Origin of the sequence: Paenibacillus apis, assembly GCF_018333295.1 — a bacterium.
Classification (GTDB): Bacteria; Bacillota; Bacilli; order Paenibacillales; family Paenibacillaceae; genus Fontibacillus; species Fontibacillus antibioticophila.
This window is the reverse complement of sequence record NZ_BORS01000015.1, coordinates 57340-75583: the sequence shown is the minus strand read 5'-3', so window position 1 is coordinate 75583 and position 18244 is coordinate 57340. Positions and strand designations below refer to the sequence as shown.

General features: G+C 51.6%; 18 protein-coding genes and 1 riboswitch. Of the genes, 14 read left to right on the top strand and 4 right to left on the bottom strand.

All coding sequences use genetic code 11. The annotated features are described in order from the left end of the window. The first annotated feature begins 68 nt into the window (after positions 1–68). The 6 genes from KI362_RS19810 to KI362_RS19785 all read left to right on the top strand — a co-directional run bounded on the left by KI362_RS19810 (position 69) and on the right by KI362_RS19785 (position 4809). Positions 69–440, top strand: a complete 372-nt coding sequence (locus KI362_RS19810) for a MerR family transcriptional regulator (RefSeq protein ID WP_044481311.1) — start codon at positions 69–71, stop codon at positions 438–440. A gap of 2 nt (positions 441–442) precedes the next feature. Further along, positions 443–769, top strand: a complete 327-nt coding sequence (gene trxA, locus KI362_RS19805; protein ID WP_301629741.1) for a thioredoxin — start codon at positions 443–445, stop codon at positions 767–769. Between the two features lie 230 nt (positions 770–999). Further along, a complete protein-coding gene (locus tag KI362_RS19800) occupies positions 1000–1539 on the top strand; it encodes an NADPH-dependent FMN reductase (protein ID WP_044481309.1) in 540 nt (179 codons plus the stop codon). Between the two features lie 162 nt (positions 1540–1701). Beyond that, positions 1702–1885, top strand: a riboswitch (Lysine riboswitch). Positions 1886–2499: 614 nt separating this feature from the next. Beyond that, positions 2500–3324, top strand: coding sequence for a transporter substrate-binding domain-containing protein (locus KI362_RS19795; RefSeq protein ID WP_044481308.1), 825 nt, complete (start codon positions 2500–2502; stop codon positions 3322–3324). A gap of 18 nt (positions 3325–3342) precedes the next feature. After that, positions 3343–4056, top strand: coding sequence for an amino acid ABC transporter permease (locus tag KI362_RS19790; protein WP_044481307.1), 714 nt, complete (start codon positions 3343–3345; stop codon positions 4054–4056). A gap of 18 nt (positions 4057–4074) precedes the next feature. Then, a complete protein-coding gene (locus KI362_RS19785; RefSeq protein WP_301629737.1) occupies positions 4075–4809 on the top strand; it encodes an amino acid ABC transporter ATP-binding protein in 735 nt (244 codons plus the stop codon). 49 nt (positions 4810–4858) lie between these two features. On the opposite strand, the gene KI362_RS19780 is transcribed toward KI362_RS19785, so the two are convergent. Further along, positions 4859–5434, bottom strand: coding sequence for a DUF421 domain-containing protein (locus KI362_RS19780; RefSeq protein WP_301629735.1), 576 nt, complete (start codon positions 5432–5434; stop codon positions 4859–4861). A gap of 196 nt (positions 5435–5630) precedes the next feature. On the opposite strand from KI362_RS19780, the gene KI362_RS19775 reads away from it, so the two are divergent. After that, a complete protein-coding gene (locus KI362_RS19775; protein ID WP_301629733.1) occupies positions 5631–6773 on the top strand; it encodes a glycerate kinase in 1143 nt (380 codons plus the stop codon). 56 nt (positions 6774–6829) lie between these two features. Here the strand turns inward: KI362_RS19775 and KI362_RS19770 are convergent, their stop codons facing one another. Both KI362_RS19770 and KI362_RS19765 read right to left on the bottom strand, forming a co-directional pair. Continuing rightward, on the bottom strand, positions 6830–7861 hold the full coding sequence (locus KI362_RS19770) for a CdaR family transcriptional regulator (RefSeq protein WP_301629731.1): 1032 nt from the start codon (positions 7859–7861) through the stop codon (positions 6830–6832). Continuing rightward, positions 7849–8712, bottom strand: a complete 864-nt coding sequence (locus tag KI362_RS19765; protein ID WP_301629729.1) for an AraC family transcriptional regulator — start codon at positions 8710–8712, stop codon at positions 7849–7851. The genes KI362_RS19770 and KI362_RS19765 overlap by 13 nt, the downstream gene beginning before the upstream one ends. Positions 8713–9141: 429 nt before the next feature. Here KI362_RS19765 and KI362_RS19760 point away from each other — a divergent pair, with 429 nt between their 5' ends. From KI362_RS19760 to KI362_RS19750, 3 genes are all read left to right on the top strand, one after another. After that, on the top strand, positions 9142–10440 hold the full coding sequence (locus KI362_RS19760) for an alpha-glucosidase/alpha-galactosidase (RefSeq protein WP_301629726.1): 1299 nt from the start codon (positions 9142–9144) through the stop codon (positions 10438–10440). 160 nt (positions 10441–10600) lie between these two features. Further along, positions 10601–11107, top strand: coding sequence for an SRPBCC domain-containing protein (locus tag KI362_RS19755; protein ID WP_301629724.1), 507 nt, complete (start codon positions 10601–10603; stop codon positions 11105–11107). A gap of 154 nt (positions 11108–11261) precedes the next feature. Further along, positions 11262–12323, top strand: a complete 1062-nt coding sequence (locus tag KI362_RS19750; protein WP_301629722.1) for an LLM class flavin-dependent oxidoreductase — start codon at positions 11262–11264, stop codon at positions 12321–12323. A gap of 57 nt (positions 12324–12380) precedes the next feature. Here KI362_RS19750 and serS read toward each other — a convergent pair whose 3' ends face one another. Further along, the gene (gene serS, locus KI362_RS19745) at positions 12381–13667 is read right to left on the bottom strand and encodes a serine--tRNA ligase (protein ID WP_301629720.1); all 1287 of its coding nucleotides are present in this window, start codon (positions 13665–13667) and stop codon (positions 12381–12383) included. A gap of 294 nt (positions 13668–13961) precedes the next feature. On the opposite strand from serS, the gene KI362_RS19740 reads away from it, so the two are divergent. From KI362_RS19740 to KI362_RS19725, 4 genes are all read left to right on the top strand, one after another. Then, positions 13962–14840: a TolB family protein gene (locus KI362_RS19740; RefSeq protein ID WP_301629718.1), complete on the top strand. Its 879-nt coding sequence runs from the start codon at positions 13962–13964 to the stop codon at positions 14838–14840. 184 nt (positions 14841–15024) lie between these two features. Then, positions 15025–16062 carry an agmatine deiminase family protein gene (locus KI362_RS19735; RefSeq protein ID WP_301629869.1) on the top strand — a complete coding sequence of 346 codons (1038 nt, stop codon included), beginning with the start codon at positions 15025–15027 and terminating at the stop codon, positions 16060–16062. An 18-nt stretch (positions 16063–16080) separates the two neighbouring features. Then, complete coding sequence (aguB, locus tag KI362_RS19730; protein WP_301629716.1) at positions 16081–16959, top strand: N-carbamoylputrescine amidase; 879 nt, start codon at positions 16081–16083, stop codon at positions 16957–16959. 153 nt (positions 16960–17112) lie between these two features. Beyond that, the gene (locus tag KI362_RS19725; protein WP_301629714.1) at positions 17113–18117 is read left to right on the top strand and encodes an Rpn family recombination-promoting nuclease/putative transposase; all 1005 of its coding nucleotides are present in this window, start codon (positions 17113–17115) and stop codon (positions 18115–18117) included. Positions 18118–18244 lie beyond the last annotated feature (127 nt).

Below are 18244 nucleotides of genomic sequence, written 5' to 3'. Positions count from 1 at the left end.
TCTTGACCTTCACACTAATGTCAGGGTCTATAATGATATCGAATCGATTCATTCCAGGAGGCATAGGCATGAAAATCGGAGAATTATCAGCTCGCACCGGAGTCAGTGTCCGTTCGCTCCGTTACTATGAACAGCAAGGATTGCTCTCGCCAACCCGGCTTGAGAACGGGTACCGGGACTATTCACCCTTTGCGGAGGAGCAGGTCCATACCATCCAGCTGTATTTGAATCTGGGGTTGTCTACGGAGGAGATCGCCGGCTTTCTGCAGTGTGTCATGAAGAATAAAGAAGCCTTCTGTCAGGAGATTATGCCGATCTACCGCCATAAGCTGGAGGAGCTCGATAAGCAAATCAGCCTGCTGCAAGGGATTAGGTCTAATCTTGAAGAACGAATGCAATCGATTCTGGAGGAACAACAATCGTTCGAAAAGGAGAAATGAGCATGAGTTCATTGCGAAAGGTAGATCCAGCGGCCTTTGATACAGCGGTTCGGGAGAAAGAAGTGGTGTTGGTTGATTTTGGCGCGGAGTGGTGTCCGCCCTGCAAGGTGCTGTCTCCCATTCTGGAGGAGCTGCAGACCGAGGAAGGGGAGCGCCTTTCGATTCTGAAGGTAGACTGTGACGAATCGCCTGAACTTGCAGGACGATTCGGTGTCATGTCTATGCCGACAGTCATTTTGTTTCAGAACGGTGAGCCGGTAGATAAGCTGGTAGGCTTGCGGTCGAAGGATGTATACCGCGCAGCATACGGGAGATATATGGTCAAATAACTTCATTGGAATCATAAGCATGAAAGGAGGGCTGTTTGAGCAAATTATGCTCTGACAGCTTTCTTTACTATAAGGCAGAAAAAAAGGCAGATAAATAATTCACAAACATAAAGTAAGTTACTTGACAAAAGTATATCGGTGGATTATGATTATCTCAGCTTCAAGATACTTAGGATTTAGGCAGCGATGAAGGAACAAATAAACAACATACATTTAAGGAGGAAGTTAACATGTCTAAGCTGAATATCGGTATTATCCTGGGAAGCACCCGTGAAGGTCGCGTAAGCCCGCAAGTCGGAGAATGGGTGAAGAGCATTGGCGACGGACGCGGCGATGCCAATTATGAAATTGTAGATATCGCGGATTACAAATTGCCGCTGCTCGGTGAAGCAGACGCTACAGAGCAAGCAACAGCATGGAATACCAAGCTGGCTGAGCTTGACGGCTTCGTATTCGTCGTACAGGAATATAACCACAGCATCACTGCTGCTCTGAAGAATGCACTTGATTATGCCCGTGATGCCTGGAATAACAAAGCTGCCGGGATCGTCAGCTATGGCTCGGTAGGCGGCGCTCGTGCAGCAGAGCATCTTCGCGGAATTCTCGGCGAATTGTCCGTAGCGGACGTTCGCGTGCACCCAGCCCTGTCCCTGTTCACCGATTTCGAGAATGGTTCGGTATTCAAGCCTGCGGATCTGCACTTGACCAATGTGAACGGCATGTTGGACCAAGTATTGGCTTGGAGCGGCGCATTGAAGACGCTTCGCTAATTTAGTAATTATAGGAACAGCCCGTCTGGAGAAATTCAGGCAGGCTGTTCTTTTTTTGCCTGCGAACCGCATCAGGACAGGCATTTACAGAGGTTGTCAGTTTGACAGAATGGCCCTGGTATTGTATCCTACAAACAAATTGAATATAACCTCACTTCTACAAGGTGAGGTAGAGGCGCGGTATTTAACAGTCTTTGACAGAGCTTGAGCAGCTATGACGTCAGGGAGAAGGAAATATCGCCGAAGCGAAGGATCAGGCTCTATGCTCCTTTGCTGGGTCTGCAGTGAATAACTGCAGGACTGTCTTGACAGACTTCCCGGTTTGCCAAGTTGTGCTATCTCGTCAAGGGAAAGAGGGCTTTTAGGACACGATGATTAAATCATACGACCTCGGGCTGACACTCGGGGTCGTTTTTTTGTCCCTATTAGAGGTTGTTCAAAAAGTCTCCTTTTGATCACGAAATGCCTGCTTCGACAACCTTCGCGCGTCGAAGGGCCTCTCTCGTGAAACTGCTTCGTTCCTAGCAGGTCTCAGCGGTTTACATCGTCTTTCGGTGCTTTAACGGACATTTTGGATTGTTAGCAAGCCATTTCAGACTATTTTGATCGCTAACGGACATTTTCGCCACTTAGAACGCTCAAACCATACTTTCCCCTTCAAATCTACTAGCTAAGTGTACAAAATGTCCGTTACATTTCCATCATCATCAATAATTAGTTCTAAGAAGACGTGATGTCCGTAAAATTCGTAAGATCGACGCCGAATCTTGCGTTCACCCTAGAAGTCTGAGCGGATGCTTACGAAGTATGCTTTCTTTGGAAGCATTTCGTTCCTGTAGGGTCTGCCTATATCCGTTCCTCCTTCTTCGGATTCTCGCAACCTTCTCGGTGCTGAAAAGTTGACTTTTTGAACTCGATTATTATTCATTTACTACTATTATTTTGGAGCGTGAAAAAAGAATGAGAAAGACATTATCCCTATCCTTATTGCTGCTGATGTCAGCCATGATTATTCTTGCCGGGTGCAGCTCAAGCTCGGCGAATGAAGACAGTGATACGTTCAAGGTTGGACTTGAAGCAGGCTACGCGCCATTCAACTGGACCCAGAACGGAGACGCAGACGGAGGCGTGAAGATCGACGGAAGTGCCGAATATGCAGGTGGTTATGACGTGGAAATCGCCAAGAAGATCGCTGACGGGCTGGGTAAGAAGCTGGTCATCGTGAAGACGGAATGGGACGGCCTGGTTCCTTCCCTGACCTCCGGACAGATCGATGCGATTGTGGCAGGCATGTCTCCAACGGCAGAACGTAAAGAAGCGATTGATTTCACGGACAACTACTATAAATCAAACCTGATCATGGTAGTTAAAAAGGGCGGTGCCTATGAAGGCGCAACCTCCATTCAGGACTTTAGCGGAGCCAAAATTACAGCTCAATTGAACACCTTCCACTACTCCGTTATTGATCAGATTCAGGGTGTTAACAAGCAGCCTGCCATGGATAACTTCCCGGCCATGCGCGTAGCTCTGCAGGCTGGAACCATCGACGGCTATGTCTCGGAGCTGCCGGAAGGAATCAGTGCGGCGGCGGCCAACGATAACTATGCCTATATCGAGTTTGCGGACGGCTTCACGACATCGGATGATGACACGGCCGTTGCTGTTGGATTGAAGAAGGGTAGCGAGCTAACGGAGAAGATTAATGAAATTCTGGCAGGCATTTCCGAGGAAGAGCGGGCTCAGATCATGGAAGACGCGATCAAGAATCAGCCGGCAGCGGAATAACTAAAGTGAGGAATTAAAATGACTTACGAATGGATCATTCGAATCATAACGGAAAACTGGCCTATGTTTTTGCGCGGTGCCGCCGTTACGTTATATATTTCACTAATCGGTACGGTCATTGGGGCGGCGATCGGTCTGTTTGCAGGCGTCGTCCGCACCATTCCTGTTCCGGAACGAGGGTTCAAGCGCATTTTTCTGAAAATCGTAAACGGGATTCTTACGATCTATATTGAATGCTTCCGTGGAACACCGATGATTGTGCAGGCCATGGCTATTTTCTATGGCTCATCTCTGTTGTTTAATCTGGATATGAACCGGACCTTCGCGGCAATCTTCATTGTATCGATTAATACGGGAGCCTACATGGCCGAGATCGTCCGGGGCGGCGTGATCTCCGTGGATAAAGGACAATTTGAAGCGGCTCAAGCGATCGGCATGACTCACTGGCAGACGATGCGCAATGTGGTGCTTCCGCAGGTCATTCGCAATATTTTACCGGCAACAGGCAATCAATTTGTGATCAATATCAAGGACACGTCAGTGCTGAACGTAATCTCGGTATCGGAGCTGTACTTCATGACCAAGTCCATTGCAGGAAACAACTTCCACTACTTTGAATCGTTCTTTGTCGCAAGTATTCTGTATTTGATCATGACCTTGACCGTCACGAAAATATTGCATCGTCTTGAAAAGCGGATGGATGGCCCGGAAAGCTATTCGCTGCAGCGTTAGCAGAAAGCAGGAGTGAAGATGGAGAAGGTAATTGAGATACGTCATTTAAGCAAGTTTTTTGGAGCCAATGAGGTTCTTAAGGATATCAATCTGTCGGTAGGCAAAGGAGAAGTTGTCAGCATTATCGGCTCCTCCGGCTCGGGGAAATCCACGCTGCTTCGTTGCATTAATCTGCTGGAGAAGCCCAGTGGCGGAGAGATCATTTATAACGGTCAAAATATATTGGCGGAGAAGCACAACGTCTCGCTCTATCGCAGACATCTCGGCATGGTGTTCCAGCAGTTTAACCTGTTCAATAATCATAATGCGTTGAGCAACTGTGTTGTGGGACAGGTTGAGGTGCTGAAGCGCTCCAAGGATGAGGCGACGGAGACGGCGATGAAATACCTGCGTAATGTAGGAATGGAGCAATACATTCATGCCAAGCCGAAGCAGCTGTCCGGGGGGCAGAAGCAGCGGGTTGCGATTGCCCGGGCACTGTCGATGGATCCGGATGTTCTGCTGTTCGATGAGCCCACGTCCGCGCTCGATCCCGAGATGGTGGGCGAGGTGCTCAAGGTGATGAAGGATCTTGCAGGCTCCGGCCTTACGATGATTATCGTAACACATGAGATGGAGTTTGCGAGAGAGGTTTCCGACCGAGTGGTATTTATGGATCAGGGAGTTATTGCGGAAGAAGGAACTCCGGAGCAGATTTTCAATAATCCGAAGCAGGAGCGGACTCGTGAGTTCCTGAAGCGCACCTTGAAATAAGAAAATAAACCCTGCGAAGCGTCGGACACGGGTCCGGCGCTTCTTTCTATTACTGCAGGTCCGGGAAATCCGGCTTGGCATGTCTGCCGATCCGCACTTCCTGGAACAGCGGGTCCTGATCGGCTTGCGGAGGCAGATGCTTCGCCAGCAGCAGTTCCAGGTCCCCCAGCGTAGCTGGCCGCGCGTGGGGAACCAGCTCGCAAGCAAGCTGGCCATTGGGTTCCAGCGTGCCGAGCTGCACGTCGCTGAGGCTGCGGATCCCTTGCTGCCGGAGCTGCATCTCCAGCTTATCGGCTGTAACCCGCATCTTTCGCAGACTTTCCGGCAGAAATTGTCCATTCTCGATGACCACCTGAGCTCTGCCGTTCAGCAGGCGCTCGAGCCAGTCAAACTTCATCTCCAAATATTCAATGACGAGGAGCGTCACGATAAATACCGAAGCAGAACCGACGGCGATGGTCAGATGATGATTCGCAATCGGCTGTACGATCGTAGTTCCGATAGAGATCATAATGACGGTGGTGACGACGCTCATTTGCGAGATTGATTTCCGGCCGGCCGCCCGAAGCAGAATCATTCCAATGACCACCAGCAGCGCCGACTTCCAGATCCATTGCAGGTCCATAAATATTCCTCCCATCAACTTCGTTACCAGATAGGATGCTAAATCCAGGATCAGGCTATTCTAAAAATTAACAAGCTCACTTCTTACGAGAAATTTCTCGTGCATTTGCACAATACATTTCGTCCCGATATCAATATAATTTTTTGCCTGAAGCTTATATAATGAGAGCGCGTTCATCAAGACATGGGGTGAGAAGATGAGCAAACAGGTTTTTGTACTGGCGCCAGATTCCTTTAAAGAGAGCATGACAGCGAAAGAAGTATGCAATGCCATGGAAAAGGGGCTTCGCAAAGTGTTCCCGGAAGCAGAATATGTTCATGTTCCGATGGCGGACGGAGGGGAAGGCACCGTTCAATCCCTGGTGGATGCTTCAGGCGGGCAAATGCTTGAAAAGGTAGTTACGGGCCCGCTTGGCCAGCCTGTTACTGCGGAATTCGGCATCTTGGGCGATGGGGTAACCGGAGCGATCGAGATGGCCGCGGCCAGTGGCATTCATCATGTGACGCCGGAGACGAAGAACCCGTTGATTACGACTACCTACGGGACGGGAGAATTGATTCGGGAATGCCTGGATCGCGGTATCAAGAGAATCATTATCGGCACCGGCGGCAGCGCAACCAATGATGGAGGGACAGGAATGGCCGCGGCCTTGGGCGCTAAATTCCTGGATGAAGCGGGGCAAGAGCTCCCGCGTGGCGGCGGCAGCCTGGATAAGCTGTCCCGGATCGACGTATCTGCATTGGACCCGCGCCTTGGAGAATTGGAATTGATCGTCGCTTGCGACGTCGCCAATCCGCTGTGCGGTGAGCATGGAGCCTCCCGTGTATTTGGGCCTCAAAAGGGGGCCACCCCGCAAATGGTAGAGCAGCTTGATAGCAATCTGGCCCATTATGCGGAAGTCGTGAAGCAGCAGCTTGGCAAGGATGTGCGCGATGTACCTGGAGCAGGAGCGGCCGGTGGCTTGGGAGCGGGGCTTCTGATCTTCACCCAAGCGAAGCTGCAGAAAGGAATCGAGATCGTCATCGAATACACGGAATTGAAGCGGCAAATCGACCGTGCCGATTATGTGTTCACCGGCGAAGGAGGTATTGATTTTCAGACCAAATTCGGCAAGACGCCTTATGGCGTGGCACGCACGGCGAAGGAAGCCGGGAAGAAGGTCATTGCGGTAGCCGGATATATCGGCGAGGGCATTGATACGCTGTATGACATCGGTATCGACGCCGTATTCGGCATCGTGCCCGGCGCGCAGGAACTAAAGAAAGTGCTGGAGGAAGGACCTCAGAACGTAGAGCGGACCTGCGAGAATATTGCAAGAATACTGAAGTTCAACCGATAGGTGAATATGAGAAAGGCCCTGAAGACGCTATTCTTCGGGGCCTTTTGCTGGTCCTATTATCCTTTGTACAGAGACAGCAAAGCATGGGTCAGCTCGAACAGCTGAAGCAGATCCCTCGGATCTTTACCGGTCAGGGTCTGGATTCGCTTGAGTCTGTACTGAAGCGTGTTCCGATGGATATTGAGCTCTGCAGCCGTCAGGGAAATGCTGCAATTGTTACGAATGAAGCTTCGGAGCGTCTCCAGTAAATCGTTCGTGTCCTCGAGCCTGGCAACGACATTGGGCTGGCCAGCGTTATTCATGTGACTTAACCGGATCAGAAAGGTCACATCCACATATCTGATCATTTGCACTGGAGGCTTCAAAGCCATTAAGATACCGAGGGCCTGTCTGGCTTGGAGGTAGCTGTCGGCAACATTGCTCTCGGGCTTGCCGATCCCGATCAGCACGTCCGGGTGCTGCTTGATGATTTGATGAACCAGGTTATCGAGGTCCTCCGGCTTTTGAATCAGCAGCAGGAGATCCTCCTCCTTCATCGGGAAGCTGGAGTAGGGAAGCAGCAGCTTCGCCAGGCTCTCATCCCATGTCAGATGCTTGAGGTAGAGCACGGCTGTTTTCAGATTCAGATCAATGCTGTAAGCGGAAGCTTCCTTTTTGAATTTTTGAGTATAAGCCCCTTGATGGCTAAGGAGGAGCTCAAGGAATGCCATCTTGCGGTTGGCTGCGTTAGCCAGGCTTTCCAAGGCTGTTTTTTGCTCGATCAGCAGGGACACGGTGGTTCTCACAATATTGCAGAAGGGGCGTACCTCATCCGGATAACCGGTGATTCCAATCACGCCTACAAGTTCATTGTTGATGACGATCGGCTCATTAGTACCCTTTTTTTCGTAGCGGCCATCCTCCCATGCCTCCACCATCTTTCCGGTAGCCAGAGCCTTTACGGCGCCGGGATGGACCGTTCCGATCCGTTCTTTTTTTCCGCTGCCGACGATGACTCCCTCATCATTCATGATATTGATGTTGTAAGGAATGTCTTCCATCATTTTATCTACGATCTCTTGAGCTTGCTGGTTGGTTAATCGGAACAATCGAGGTCTCTCCTTTCGGTTACGAGTGAACTTTTTTCTCGGAACAAGGTCGGAGCCTGGCCAATGATCCTTTTGAACATTTTTGAGAAGAGGAACGGGTCGGTATAGCCGACAGAGCGGGAGACGTCGCTAACAGAGAGCTCCGGGTTCTGGAGCAGCTCGGCAGCCCGGTTCATGCGGTACTCGAGGAGATAGGCCTGCAGAGACACGCCGAAACGTTCCTTGAACAACCCGGACAAATAGGTACGGTCCAGGCCGACGAAGCGGGCGATCTCAAGAACGGATATTTTTTGGCTATAGCTGCTCTCTATGAACGCAATGGATTTGCGAATGTACCCCTCGCGGGACGCAGAAGGTCTTCGCTCCTCCCGGGTCTCAGGCGAGAAGCGGATCAGGTCGGCCAGAACACGATAGAGGACGCTTTGGCTATGCACATCGCTGCCCCGGGTCTCGTAAGTTGCTTTCAATTCTTCGTAGAAATCTCCCAGATAACTCTCCGCGGGCGCTTCGAATACAGGCCGCTCCGCATCGATTTGGGCGCGCTGCAGCAGCGAACGGGCATTTACCCCGCTGAAGCCGATCCAGGAGTAGAGCCATGGCTCGGTGTCGTGGGCGCTGTAGTGGACAAGCGTCTCCGGCATGATCACGAAGCCTTGGCCTGCCTCAAGCTCGAAGGCCGATTCTTTGGTCCGGAATATGCCGCGTCCGGCATGGATGTAGTGAAGAATGTACGCATCCCGCAGCCCTGGCCCCCATGTATGCCTTGGCTCGCATTTTTCCAGGCCGAAGAAGAGTAAATTCAGATCGATCTTTCTCTGCAAAGAAGAGACAGTATAATTAAAAAGCTCCATCAGATGGATGATCTCCTTTATATAGCTAACTTTTCAGTGAGATATGTACGATTCTTCGTACAAACCGCGCCTAAAACTAGCAGAATCAGCTGATTTGTACGAAAAAACACACAAATTCTCCCGCTAATCACTCATATCCATCAGTATTGTACGAAAAAACATACAATTGCCCCCAGTATTTCGCCGGATGCTTGATGCTTGTACGAAATTCCGTATAAAGTTCTCGCTCTGGCTCACCCATGGATAGATCTTAGGCGAATCAACTTTATAGTATCCATCTTATCATAACCATGACTCATAGCCACGACGAAAAAATGGGATTATGACATGCGAAACATGCTTTTCTCCATGTCCGGGCAGGGGAAGGGAAGGTATAGTTAGGGTGAAGCTCAAGCCATTCCATCACTAGGAGAAGAGAGGGAATTAATTATGCCAAAAGTGACGTTTATTGGTGCGGGAAGTACGGTCTTTGTAAAAAATGTGCTCGGCGATGTGATGACGACACCGGCCTTGCAGGGATTCGAGCTGGCTTTGTTCGACATTGATCAGGAGCGGCTCCGCGATTCCGAACGCCTCTTGAACAGTATAAAAGCCACGCTGGGCAGCACTTGCGTCGTGAAAGCCTATACCGACCGGAAGGAAGCGCTGAGAGGGGCCAAGTACGTGATCAACGCCATCCAAGTAGGAGGCTACGATCCTTGTACGATTACGGACTTCGAGGTTCCGAAAAAGTACGGACTGCGGCAGACCATTGCCGACACGCTGGGAATCGGCGGCATTTTCCGCAACCTGCGCACGATACCTGTCATGCTGGATTTCGCCAAGGATATGCAGGAGGTATGTCCGGATGCTCTATTCCTCAACTATACGAACCCGATGGCCGTCCTGACAAACGTCATGAATACGGTGGGAGGCATTAAGACGGTCGGGCTGTGTCATAGCGTGCAGGTGTGCGTGGCCGACCTGTTCAAGTCATTGGATATGGATGCTGCCGGCGTCGAATCGAAAATTGCGGGCATAAACCATATGGCCTGGCTGCTTGAGGTGAAAAAGGACGGGGTTGACCTGTATCCGGAGATCAAGCGCCGCGCCGCCGAGAAGCAAAAGGAGAAGCACCATGACATGGTACGTTTCGAACTGATGCTGCGGTTCGGTTATTACGTAACGGAGTCGTCCGAGCATAATGCGGAATACCACCCCTATTTCATCAAGAAGAGCTATCCGGAACTCATTGAGAAATACAACATCCCGCTGGATGAATACCCGCGCCGCTGCATTAACCAGATTAACGGATGGAAGGAAATGCGAGAGAAGATCTTTGCAAGCGAGAGCATCGAGCATCAACGTTCGAAGGAGTATGCCTCATATATTATGGAAGCGATCGAGACGAACATTCCTTACAAAATCGGCGGCAATGTCATGAATACCTGCCTGATCACCAACCTGCCGAAGGAAGCCTGCGTCGAGGTTCCTTGCCTCGTCGATCGTTCCGGGATTACGCCGACCTATGTCGGGGATCTGCCGCCGCAGCTGGCTGCGCTGAACCGGACCAATATCAACACCCAGCTGCTTACGATCGAAGCGGCCGTGACGGGCAAAAAAGAGCATATTTATCATGCGGCCATGCTCGATCCGCATACCTCGGCAGAGCTGTCGCTGGACGATATCACGGCGCTCTGCGACGATCTGATTGAAGCGCACGGCAACTGGCTTCCGAAGTTTATATAAAAAATCAACAGCGTTAAGATGTTAAAATTTTATAATAGCAGGAAAATTATCGGTCATTCTAGAAAGAGTAAGTTTCTCCCGTCTTGTGCAATGTATTATCACGCTGCTACTCAGCGGGGGGAAGTCATCCTTACCAGACCAATGACCAGGAGGAATTTCAATGAGCAGCAAGCCAATTGTCCATGTAGAGGGCCGGGACTTTGTGATGGAACAAATCTTTGATGCACCGAAGGAGCTGGTATTTCAGGCATTTACGGAGGCGGAGCGGCTGAAGCACTGGTGGGGCCCGCGGGGGTGGAACCTCAGCACATGTAAAGTCGATCTGCGTGAAGGCGGCATTTGGCATTACTGTATGAAGTGCGAGGATCAGGCGCAGGGTGAATTTTATGGCATGGAATCGTGGGGAAAGGGAGTTTACCGGGAAATCATTCCGGGTGAGCGTCTGGTATACACCGATTATTTCTCCGATGCTGAAGGGAATGAGGCGGAAGAGATGCCGGCTACGGAGGTTATTCTGGAGTTTGCAGAGCAGGATGGAAAGACCAAAGTGACCAGCCGCTCCGTATTTGAATCCGAGGAGGGCCTGAATTCTTCGCTGCAGATGGGCATGGAGCAGGGCATCGTCGAAACCTGGGAGCGTCTCGGGGAATATGTGGAGCAGCAATAATAGGATCGCATCAGAGCCTGGTTCCGAGCCATTCGGACAGGCTTTTTTTAATTCCCTGACGAAGGCTTGTAAATCCCGAGGAAAAACTTCAAAATGAAGATATCACATCGTATGTATAAAATGGATTGATTATAGATCCCGGGAGGAATACGTTATGGAAATCGGACTCAGTACCTTTGTTGAAACTACGCCGGACGTCACCACGGGTGAGACCATCAGTCATGCAGAGCGTCTGCGTGAGATCGTGGAGGAGATTGTTCTCGCTGATAAGGTGGGGCTGGATGTCTTCGGCGTAGGGGAGCATCACCGCAAGGACTATGCGGCCTCCAATCCGGCTGTCGTATTGGCTGCAGCAGCTACACAGACCCGCTGGATTCGCTTAACCAGTGCAGTAACGGTGCTATCCTCGGCCGATCCGGTTCGGGTATTTCAGGATTTTGCAACCTTGGACGGACTCTCGAACGGACGGGCGGAAATTATGGCTGGACGCGGCTCGTTCATTGAGTCCTTCCCCTTGTTCGGATATGCGCTGGATGACTATGATGAGCTGTTCGAAGAGAAGCTGGACCTGCTGCTGAAGCTCCGTGAATCCGAGAAAGTTACCTGGAGCGGCAAGCACCGTGCTTCAATCAACAATTTGGGCGTGTACCCGCGGCCTGTGCAAAATCCGCTTCCTGTGTGGATCGGCAGTGGCGGTAACACTGAATCGGTCATTCGTGCGGGCTTGCTCGGCTTGCCGCTTGTGCTGGCTATCATCGGAGGAAGACCTGACCAGTTTGCTCCATTGGTTCAACTCTACAAGAAGGCAGCCAAGCAGGCCGGTCATGATGTGTCCAAGCTGACCGTGGCTTCTCACTCGCATGGCTTCGTTGGGGAGCAGCAGGAGGATGCCGTCGAGCGCTTCTTCCCATCCACCCAGGCGAGCATGAACATCATCGGGCGGGAGCGGGGATGGGGCCATTACGGCCGGGCTTCTTACGATGCCGCACGCAGTCTGGAAGGTGCGCTTTATGTGGGCGATGTAGAGACCGTTGCGAATAAAATTATCTACCTGCGGAAAAAGGTTGGCATCACGCGCTTTATGCTGCACTGTCCGCTGGGCACGATGCCGCATGCTGACGTTATGCGTTCCATCGAGCTGCTGGGTGCAGAGGTAGCGCCGCGGGTGCGTGAGGAGATTGTCCGTTGGGAAGCAGCGGGGGAACCTGAAGAATAAAAGGAACGCCGGAGGGACCTGGGTCAGGTCTGCTCCGGCGTTTTCATATCTGACGATTTATTCTGTTGCCGCGGTCAACCGCTCCATACCATTCATATACTTGCGCAGTGCAGCCGGGATGCGGATGCTGCCGTCTGCTTCCTGATGATTCTCCAGCAGCGGAATCAGAATCCGCGGCGAGGCGACAGCAGTGTTGTTCATCGTGTAGCAATAGTGCAGCTTGCCCTCTCCATCCCTGAACCGGATATTGGACCGGCGGGCCTGAAAATCAAGCAATTGGGACGACGAATGCGTCTCCCCGTAAGCCTGCCTGCCGGGCATCCAGGTTTCGATATCAACCTGCTTGTAGGTCTTCTGCGACATGTCGCCGGTACAGACCGCCATGACCCGGTAAGGGAGCTCCAGCAGCTGAAGAATGCGCTCGGCGTTTGCGGTGACTTCCTGAAAGAGCTGCTCCGACTCCTCCGGATCATTTCGGCAGAGAACAACCTGCTCTACCTTGGCAAATTGATGCACCCGGTACAAGCCGTGCACATCCCGGCCAGCCGAGCCGACCTCGCTCCGGAAGCAAAGCGAGGCAGCAGCCAGCTTGACCGGTGAAGAAACGTCAATGATCTCCTGATCATAGTAGGAGACAAGCGGCACTTCCGAGGTTCCTGCGAGCCAGCGGTCTCGTTCAGTCATTTGGAAGGACTGATCTTGACCAAGCGGAAAAAAGCCGGTATTCATCATGGCTTCCGTACGCACCATCAAAGGAACATCCATCAAGGTAAAGCCATCCTCCAGCAATACATCAACAGCCAATTGCTGAACGGCGCGATGCAGCAGTGCTCCCGTCCCGGTCAAATAGTAATTACGGCTTCCCGCCGTCTTCACACCCCGAGGGATGTCGATCAACTGGTGGAGCTCGCCCAGAGCTACATGATCCTTAGGCTTGAAGTCGAATGCAGGCGGCTCTCCGACCCGTTTCAGCTCGAGATTGTCACGATCCGACCGGCCTTTGGGGGTGTCTGGCGAGACGATATTCGGGACGCAGGCCATCCGCCGCCGATACTCTTCTTCTGCCTCATGAAGCAGTTCTTCCGCTCGGGACAGCTTCTCATTCAGCTCCTTAACGTCCTGTCTAAGCGCTTCGGCCGAGGCGGCCTCCCCCTGCTGCAGCAGCTTATGGATGCGCGGGGTCAACTGGTTGCGCTCCTGCCGGAGCAGCTCTGTCTCCTGGAGCAATGTGAGACGCTTATCATCCCAGCTCAGCAGCTCGGCAATGGATACCTCGATTCCTTTCGCTTCAGCAATTTCCTGGACTTGCTCCGGGTGTTGTCTGATCCACCGGATGTCTAACATGGCAATCCGCTCCTTTTCGTGAAAATACAAAAAGCGCCCTCAGTCCGTTGGGACGAGGAGCGCTTGTATTCTCGCGGTGCCACCCAAATTGATTGAACGGGATATTCGTTCAACCCACTTTGACTCCGCGATAACGGGCGGAAGACCGGTAAGCTTAGGAGGAGACTCGCCAGATTTCCCGCGAACCCTCTTGACGAAAACGCCTCCGAGTTGGATGCTCTTCATAGGCATGATTTCAATATTTTTAATAGTATAGCTTGAGCAACCTAATTTATTCAAGGGGGAATTTGCGGAATGGATGAATTAAGAAGCAACGAACCGGAGAAGGCTCATCAATTGACGAGTGTATTGGAGACGATAGATGTCCTAACGGGCGAGCGCAGGGTATTGGCGGAGTTCAATCATCGGATTGAGGCGCCGAACTGGACCAGCGATGGCAAGCGCCTGATTTATAATAGCGGCGGAGACATCTATGCCTTTGATATCGACGCTCGTACAAGCACCCGGATCGACTCCGGCTTTGTGCGAAGCTGCAACAACGATCATGTGCTGTCTCCGGACAATACGCAGCTGGCGGTAAGCCACCATACCAAGGAGGACGGACAGTCGCGCATTTATATTTTCCCCCTGGAGGGCGGGCAGCCCGCATTAATTACCCCGATGGCGCCGAGCTATCTGCACGGCTGGTCGCCGAACGGCACAACGCTTGCCTATTGTGCTGAGCGGAACGGACAGTATGATATTTACACGATTCCCGCGGCAGGAGGGGTGGAGACGCAACTGACGAATACCCCGGGACTGGATGACGGGCCGGAGTATTCACCGGATGGGCAGCATATCTGGTTCAATTCAGTACGCACAGGTCTAATGCAGGTCTGGCGCATGAACACTGATGGCAGTGAACCCGTACAAATGACGTTTGACGAGAGCAATAACTGGTTTCCGCATGTATCGCCGGACGGACAGACGGTGGCCTATTTGTCTTACCGCAAGGGAGATGTAGAACCAGGGGATCATCCGGCCAACAAGCAGGTGGAGATTCGTCTCATGTCAAGTAGAGGCGGGGCCTTCCGCACACTAGTGCAGCTGTTTGGAGGTCAAGGAACGATTAACGTCAACTCCTGGTCGCCGGACAGCACCCGGCTGGCATTTGTAAGCTACCGTCTGGCATAGAATTGCAGGCGAAAGAACAGATTGTTCCATGGAGCTGAATAATTCTATAATCGCAAGAAAAACTACCGCTAAACGCGGTCTGGCTTCAAGATAGTGCTTCGATAGACGTTTTTCTTATAAGATATCCATGGTAAAATGGGTACTTAATGATGGACCCTACTATATTTCCTGCATGGAGGAACAGATGTATCCAAGAGAACTGAACTATACCATGCCTGCCGAATGGGCGGAGCATGAAAGAACCTTTATATCCTGGCCGGTACAGGCCTCAATGTGCTATCCCGAGCATTATGACACGGTATGCCAGCAAGGCTATGCCGAATTTATCCGTGCCATGGCTGAGTTTGAACCGGTGACGGTCATCGTCAATCCGGACGATCTGGAGAAGGTAAGCGGGCTGTTCGAAGGCAATGAACGCGTAAGCTTCCTGCCGATTGAGCATAATGATGCCTGGCTCCGGGACAACGGGCCGACCTTTCTATTGAATGAACAAGGGGAATTGGCAGGCGTCAATTGGATTTTTAACGCTTGGGGCGGCAAGTACTCCCCTTGGGATCTGGATGATGCCGTTGCCCCTCAGATTCTGGATGCATTTGGCATCAAGCGGTTTGACGCACCTCTGGTGCTGGAGGGCGGTTCGATTCACACCGATGGCGAGGGTACGCTGCTGACAACAGAGGAATGCCTGCTCCATCCGAACCGGAATCCGCGGCTCAGCCGTGAGGAGATTGAAGCATTGGTTCAAAATCATCTGGATGTGCAAGAGATCATTTGGCTGAAGCGGGGACTCAGCGGCGACGAGACCGACGGGCATGTCGATAACGTAGCCTGCTTCGCCGCACCGGGCAAGGTGATTCTGCAGGTCTGCGACGACCCGGCGGATGAGAACTATGAGATTACCCGAGAGAACCGCGCCACGCTGGCGAAGGCGGTTGATGCTAAGGGGAGGAAGCTTGAAGTCATCGAGATTCCGCAGCCGCCAAAGACATTCCATGAGGGACAACGGCTAACCTTGAGCTACCTGAACTTTTACTTCGTCAATGGCGGCATTATTTTGCCGGTGTTCGGCGGGGCAGCTGAAGAGACCGATCGGAAAGCCGCAGACATTTTGGCTGCAGCCTTCCCGGATCGCAAGATTCGCACGGTAGACGGCATGGCGATCATCCGCGAGGGCGGCAATGTCCACTGCACAACCCAGCAAATGCCCGCCGGACGCCGATAATTTCTAAGGAGGATGGATATGAGAAACGTCAAAGTAGCGGCTACACAGATGAGCTGCTCTTGCCATAAAGATGAAAATATCGCAAAGGCGGACAAGCTGGTCCGTGAAGCGGCCAAGCAAGGCGCACAGATCATTCTGCTGCAGGAGCTGTTCGAGACGCCTTACTTCTGCCAGAAGGAAAAAGCCGATTACTATGTGTACGCAAGAGAGATGGAAGAGAACGAAGCGATCCTCCATTTCCAGAAGGTCGCCAAGGAGCTGCAAGTGGTGCTTCCGATCAGCTTCTATGAGAAGAAGAACAACGCCCGCTACAACTCGCTGGCTGTAATTGATGCGGACGGGGAAATTCTCGGGCGTTACCGCAAAAGTCACATTCCGGACGGTCCCGGCTACGAAGAGAAGTTTTACTTCAATCCGGGAGATACCGGGTTCAAGGTATGGAAGACCCGTTATGCCAAGATCGGGATCGGCATCTGCTGGGATCAGTGGTACCCGGAAGCCGCACGCTGCATGACCTTGATGGGAGCGGAGCTCCTGTTCTACCCGACTGCCATCGGTTCGGAGCCGCAGGACGGCTCGATTGATTCCAAGGATCATTGGCAGGCGTGCATGCTGGGACATGCCGCATCGAATCTGGTGCCGGTCATTGCTTCCAACCGGATCGGTCTGGAGGAGGATGAAGATTCCAGCATCACCTTCTACGGCTCCTCCTTTATCGCCGGGCCGCAGGGCAACAAGATCGTTGAAGCGGGACGTGATGAGGAAGCCGTACTGGTTGCTGAATTCGACCTCGACCAGTTAGAGGTGCAGCGCATCGAGTGGGGCATTTTCCGGGATCGCCGTCCGGATCTCTACAAGATTATTACCTCGTATGATGGGGAACTGCTTATCGACTAATGGCTTTGCTTTTCCATCCTGAACGGTGGTATGGTTGACATATAAATATGGAACGAAAAAGTGAAGCACACTTGCTGGCGCCTCTGGGGCGCTGTGACGGTGTGCTTTTTTTGTTGCGGAATTGCCACATTACTAGGAAAGGAAGGATTACACATGAGTGCTTATGAACTGGCGGTAAAAGAAGAGAAAGCGAGATGGCCGGAAGGCAGACAATTCACCTCGCATGACGAAGCGTTCAAGAAACTGCTGCAAACCTTTTTTGCAGAGTTCATTGAACTGTTCTTTCCTGAGTTCGACAAGCTGCTCGATCATCATCATACCCGTTTTTTGATGCAGGAACTGCTTGTGGATATCGTTGGCGGGGAGAAGCGGACGCTGGATCTGCTGCTGGAGACGAGATATTTGGAGCTGGATGCGTACATACTAATTCACATCGAGCCGCAATCCTACCGGGAGAACGACTTCCATGAGCGGATGTTCATTTACTTCAGCCGTTTGTTTGAGCGGCATCGGAAGGAGTATAAACTCATTATTCCTATTGCCGTTTTTACGGCAGACGAAGCCAAGGAGGAGAAAAATACGCTGGAGATGGGCATACCGCAGCAGTCAATTTTGCGGTTTGAATTTATGAAAGTGGAACTGCGGATGCAACCCTGGCGGCAATTTATCGATTCCGGCAATCCGGTGGCTGCTGCACTGCTGGCGAAAATGGGCTATACTAAGGGAGAAGAGCGAGAAATACGCCTCGCGTATTTACGGATGATTTTACGGCTGCAAGGAACGTTGGATGATGCGCGAATGGCCTTGATCATGTCGGTGGCGGATCAGTATTTTAATGCCGACCCCGAGCTAGACAAGCGGTTGTTGGAAGAGTTGAAAGAACAATATCCGGAGGAAGGTGGGGCCCTTATGAAACTGATGCCTGTGTGGAGTCGTTTGGGTTATGAGGAAGGCTTGAAGGAAGGTTTGGAAGAAGGCTTGGAAGAAGGCTTGGAGAAGGGGATTGAACAAGGCATAGCAGTGGGCATGGAAAAGGGAATCGAGAAAACTGCCCTTAATATGCTTCGCGAGGGAATGGAGATACCGCTGGTTGCCAAAGTTACGGGGCTGTCTGAAGAGCAGGTCGTGAAGCTAAAGAAAACTAGCCCCATAAAATGAACTGAACTACTCTGCCCAATACTGCAAATGCACCACGAGAAAAAATTAAATAGTTATTATTTTGAAACATGTCTAAACTACCGTTAATAAAATTTCTTTAAAGAACCGATTGACACCCCTACTACTC

Excerpts from the sequence above, each read along its gene's own strand:
- KI362_RS19810 (WP_044481311.1), top strand. The coding sequence starts at position 69 with ATGAAAATCGGAGAATTATCAGCTCGCACCGGAGTCAGTGTCCGTTCG.
- trxA (WP_301629741.1), top strand. The coding sequence starts at position 443 with ATGAGTTCATTGCGAAAGGTAGATCCAGCGGCCTTTGATACAGCGGTT.
- KI362_RS19800 (WP_044481309.1), top strand. The coding sequence starts at position 1,000 with ATGTCTAAGCTGAATATCGGTATTATCCTGGGAAGCACCCGTGAAGGT.
- KI362_RS19795 (WP_044481308.1), top strand. The coding sequence starts at position 2,500 with ATGAGAAAGACATTATCCCTATCCTTATTGCTGCTGATGTCAGCCATG.
- KI362_RS19790 (WP_044481307.1), top strand. The coding sequence starts at position 3,343 with ATGACTTACGAATGGATCATTCGAATCATAACGGAAAACTGGCCTATG.
- KI362_RS19785 (WP_301629737.1), top strand. The coding sequence starts at position 4,075 with ATGGAGAAGGTAATTGAGATACGTCATTTAAGCAAGTTTTTTGGAGCC.
- KI362_RS19780 (WP_301629735.1), bottom strand. The coding sequence starts at position 5,434 with ATGGACCTGCAATGGATCTGGAAGTCGGCGCTGCTGGTGGTCATTGGA.
- KI362_RS19775 (WP_301629733.1), top strand. The coding sequence starts at position 5,631 with ATGAGCAAACAGGTTTTTGTACTGGCGCCAGATTCCTTTAAAGAGAGC.
- KI362_RS19765 (WP_301629729.1), bottom strand. The coding sequence starts at position 8,712 with ATGGAGCTTTTTAATTATACTGTCTCTTCTTTGCAGAGAAAGATCGAT.
- KI362_RS19760 (WP_301629726.1), top strand. The coding sequence starts at position 9,142 with ATGCCAAAAGTGACGTTTATTGGTGCGGGAAGTACGGTCTTTGTAAAA.
- KI362_RS19755 (WP_301629724.1), top strand. The coding sequence starts at position 10,601 with ATGAGCAGCAAGCCAATTGTCCATGTAGAGGGCCGGGACTTTGTGATG.
- KI362_RS19750 (WP_301629722.1), top strand. The coding sequence starts at position 11,262 with ATGGAAATCGGACTCAGTACCTTTGTTGAAACTACGCCGGACGTCACC.
- serS (WP_301629720.1), bottom strand. The coding sequence starts at position 13,667 with ATGTTAGACATCCGGTGGATCAGACAACACCCGGAGCAAGTCCAGGAA.
- KI362_RS19740 (WP_301629718.1), top strand. The coding sequence starts at position 13,962 with ATGGATGAATTAAGAAGCAACGAACCGGAGAAGGCTCATCAATTGACG.
- KI362_RS19735 (WP_301629869.1), top strand. The coding sequence starts at position 15,025 with ATGTATCCAAGAGAACTGAACTATACCATGCCTGCCGAATGGGCGGAG.
- aguB (WP_301629716.1), top strand. The coding sequence starts at position 16,081 with ATGAGAAACGTCAAAGTAGCGGCTACACAGATGAGCTGCTCTTGCCAT.
- KI362_RS19725 (WP_301629714.1), top strand. The coding sequence starts at position 17,113 with ATGAGTGCTTATGAACTGGCGGTAAAAGAAGAGAAAGCGAGATGGCCG.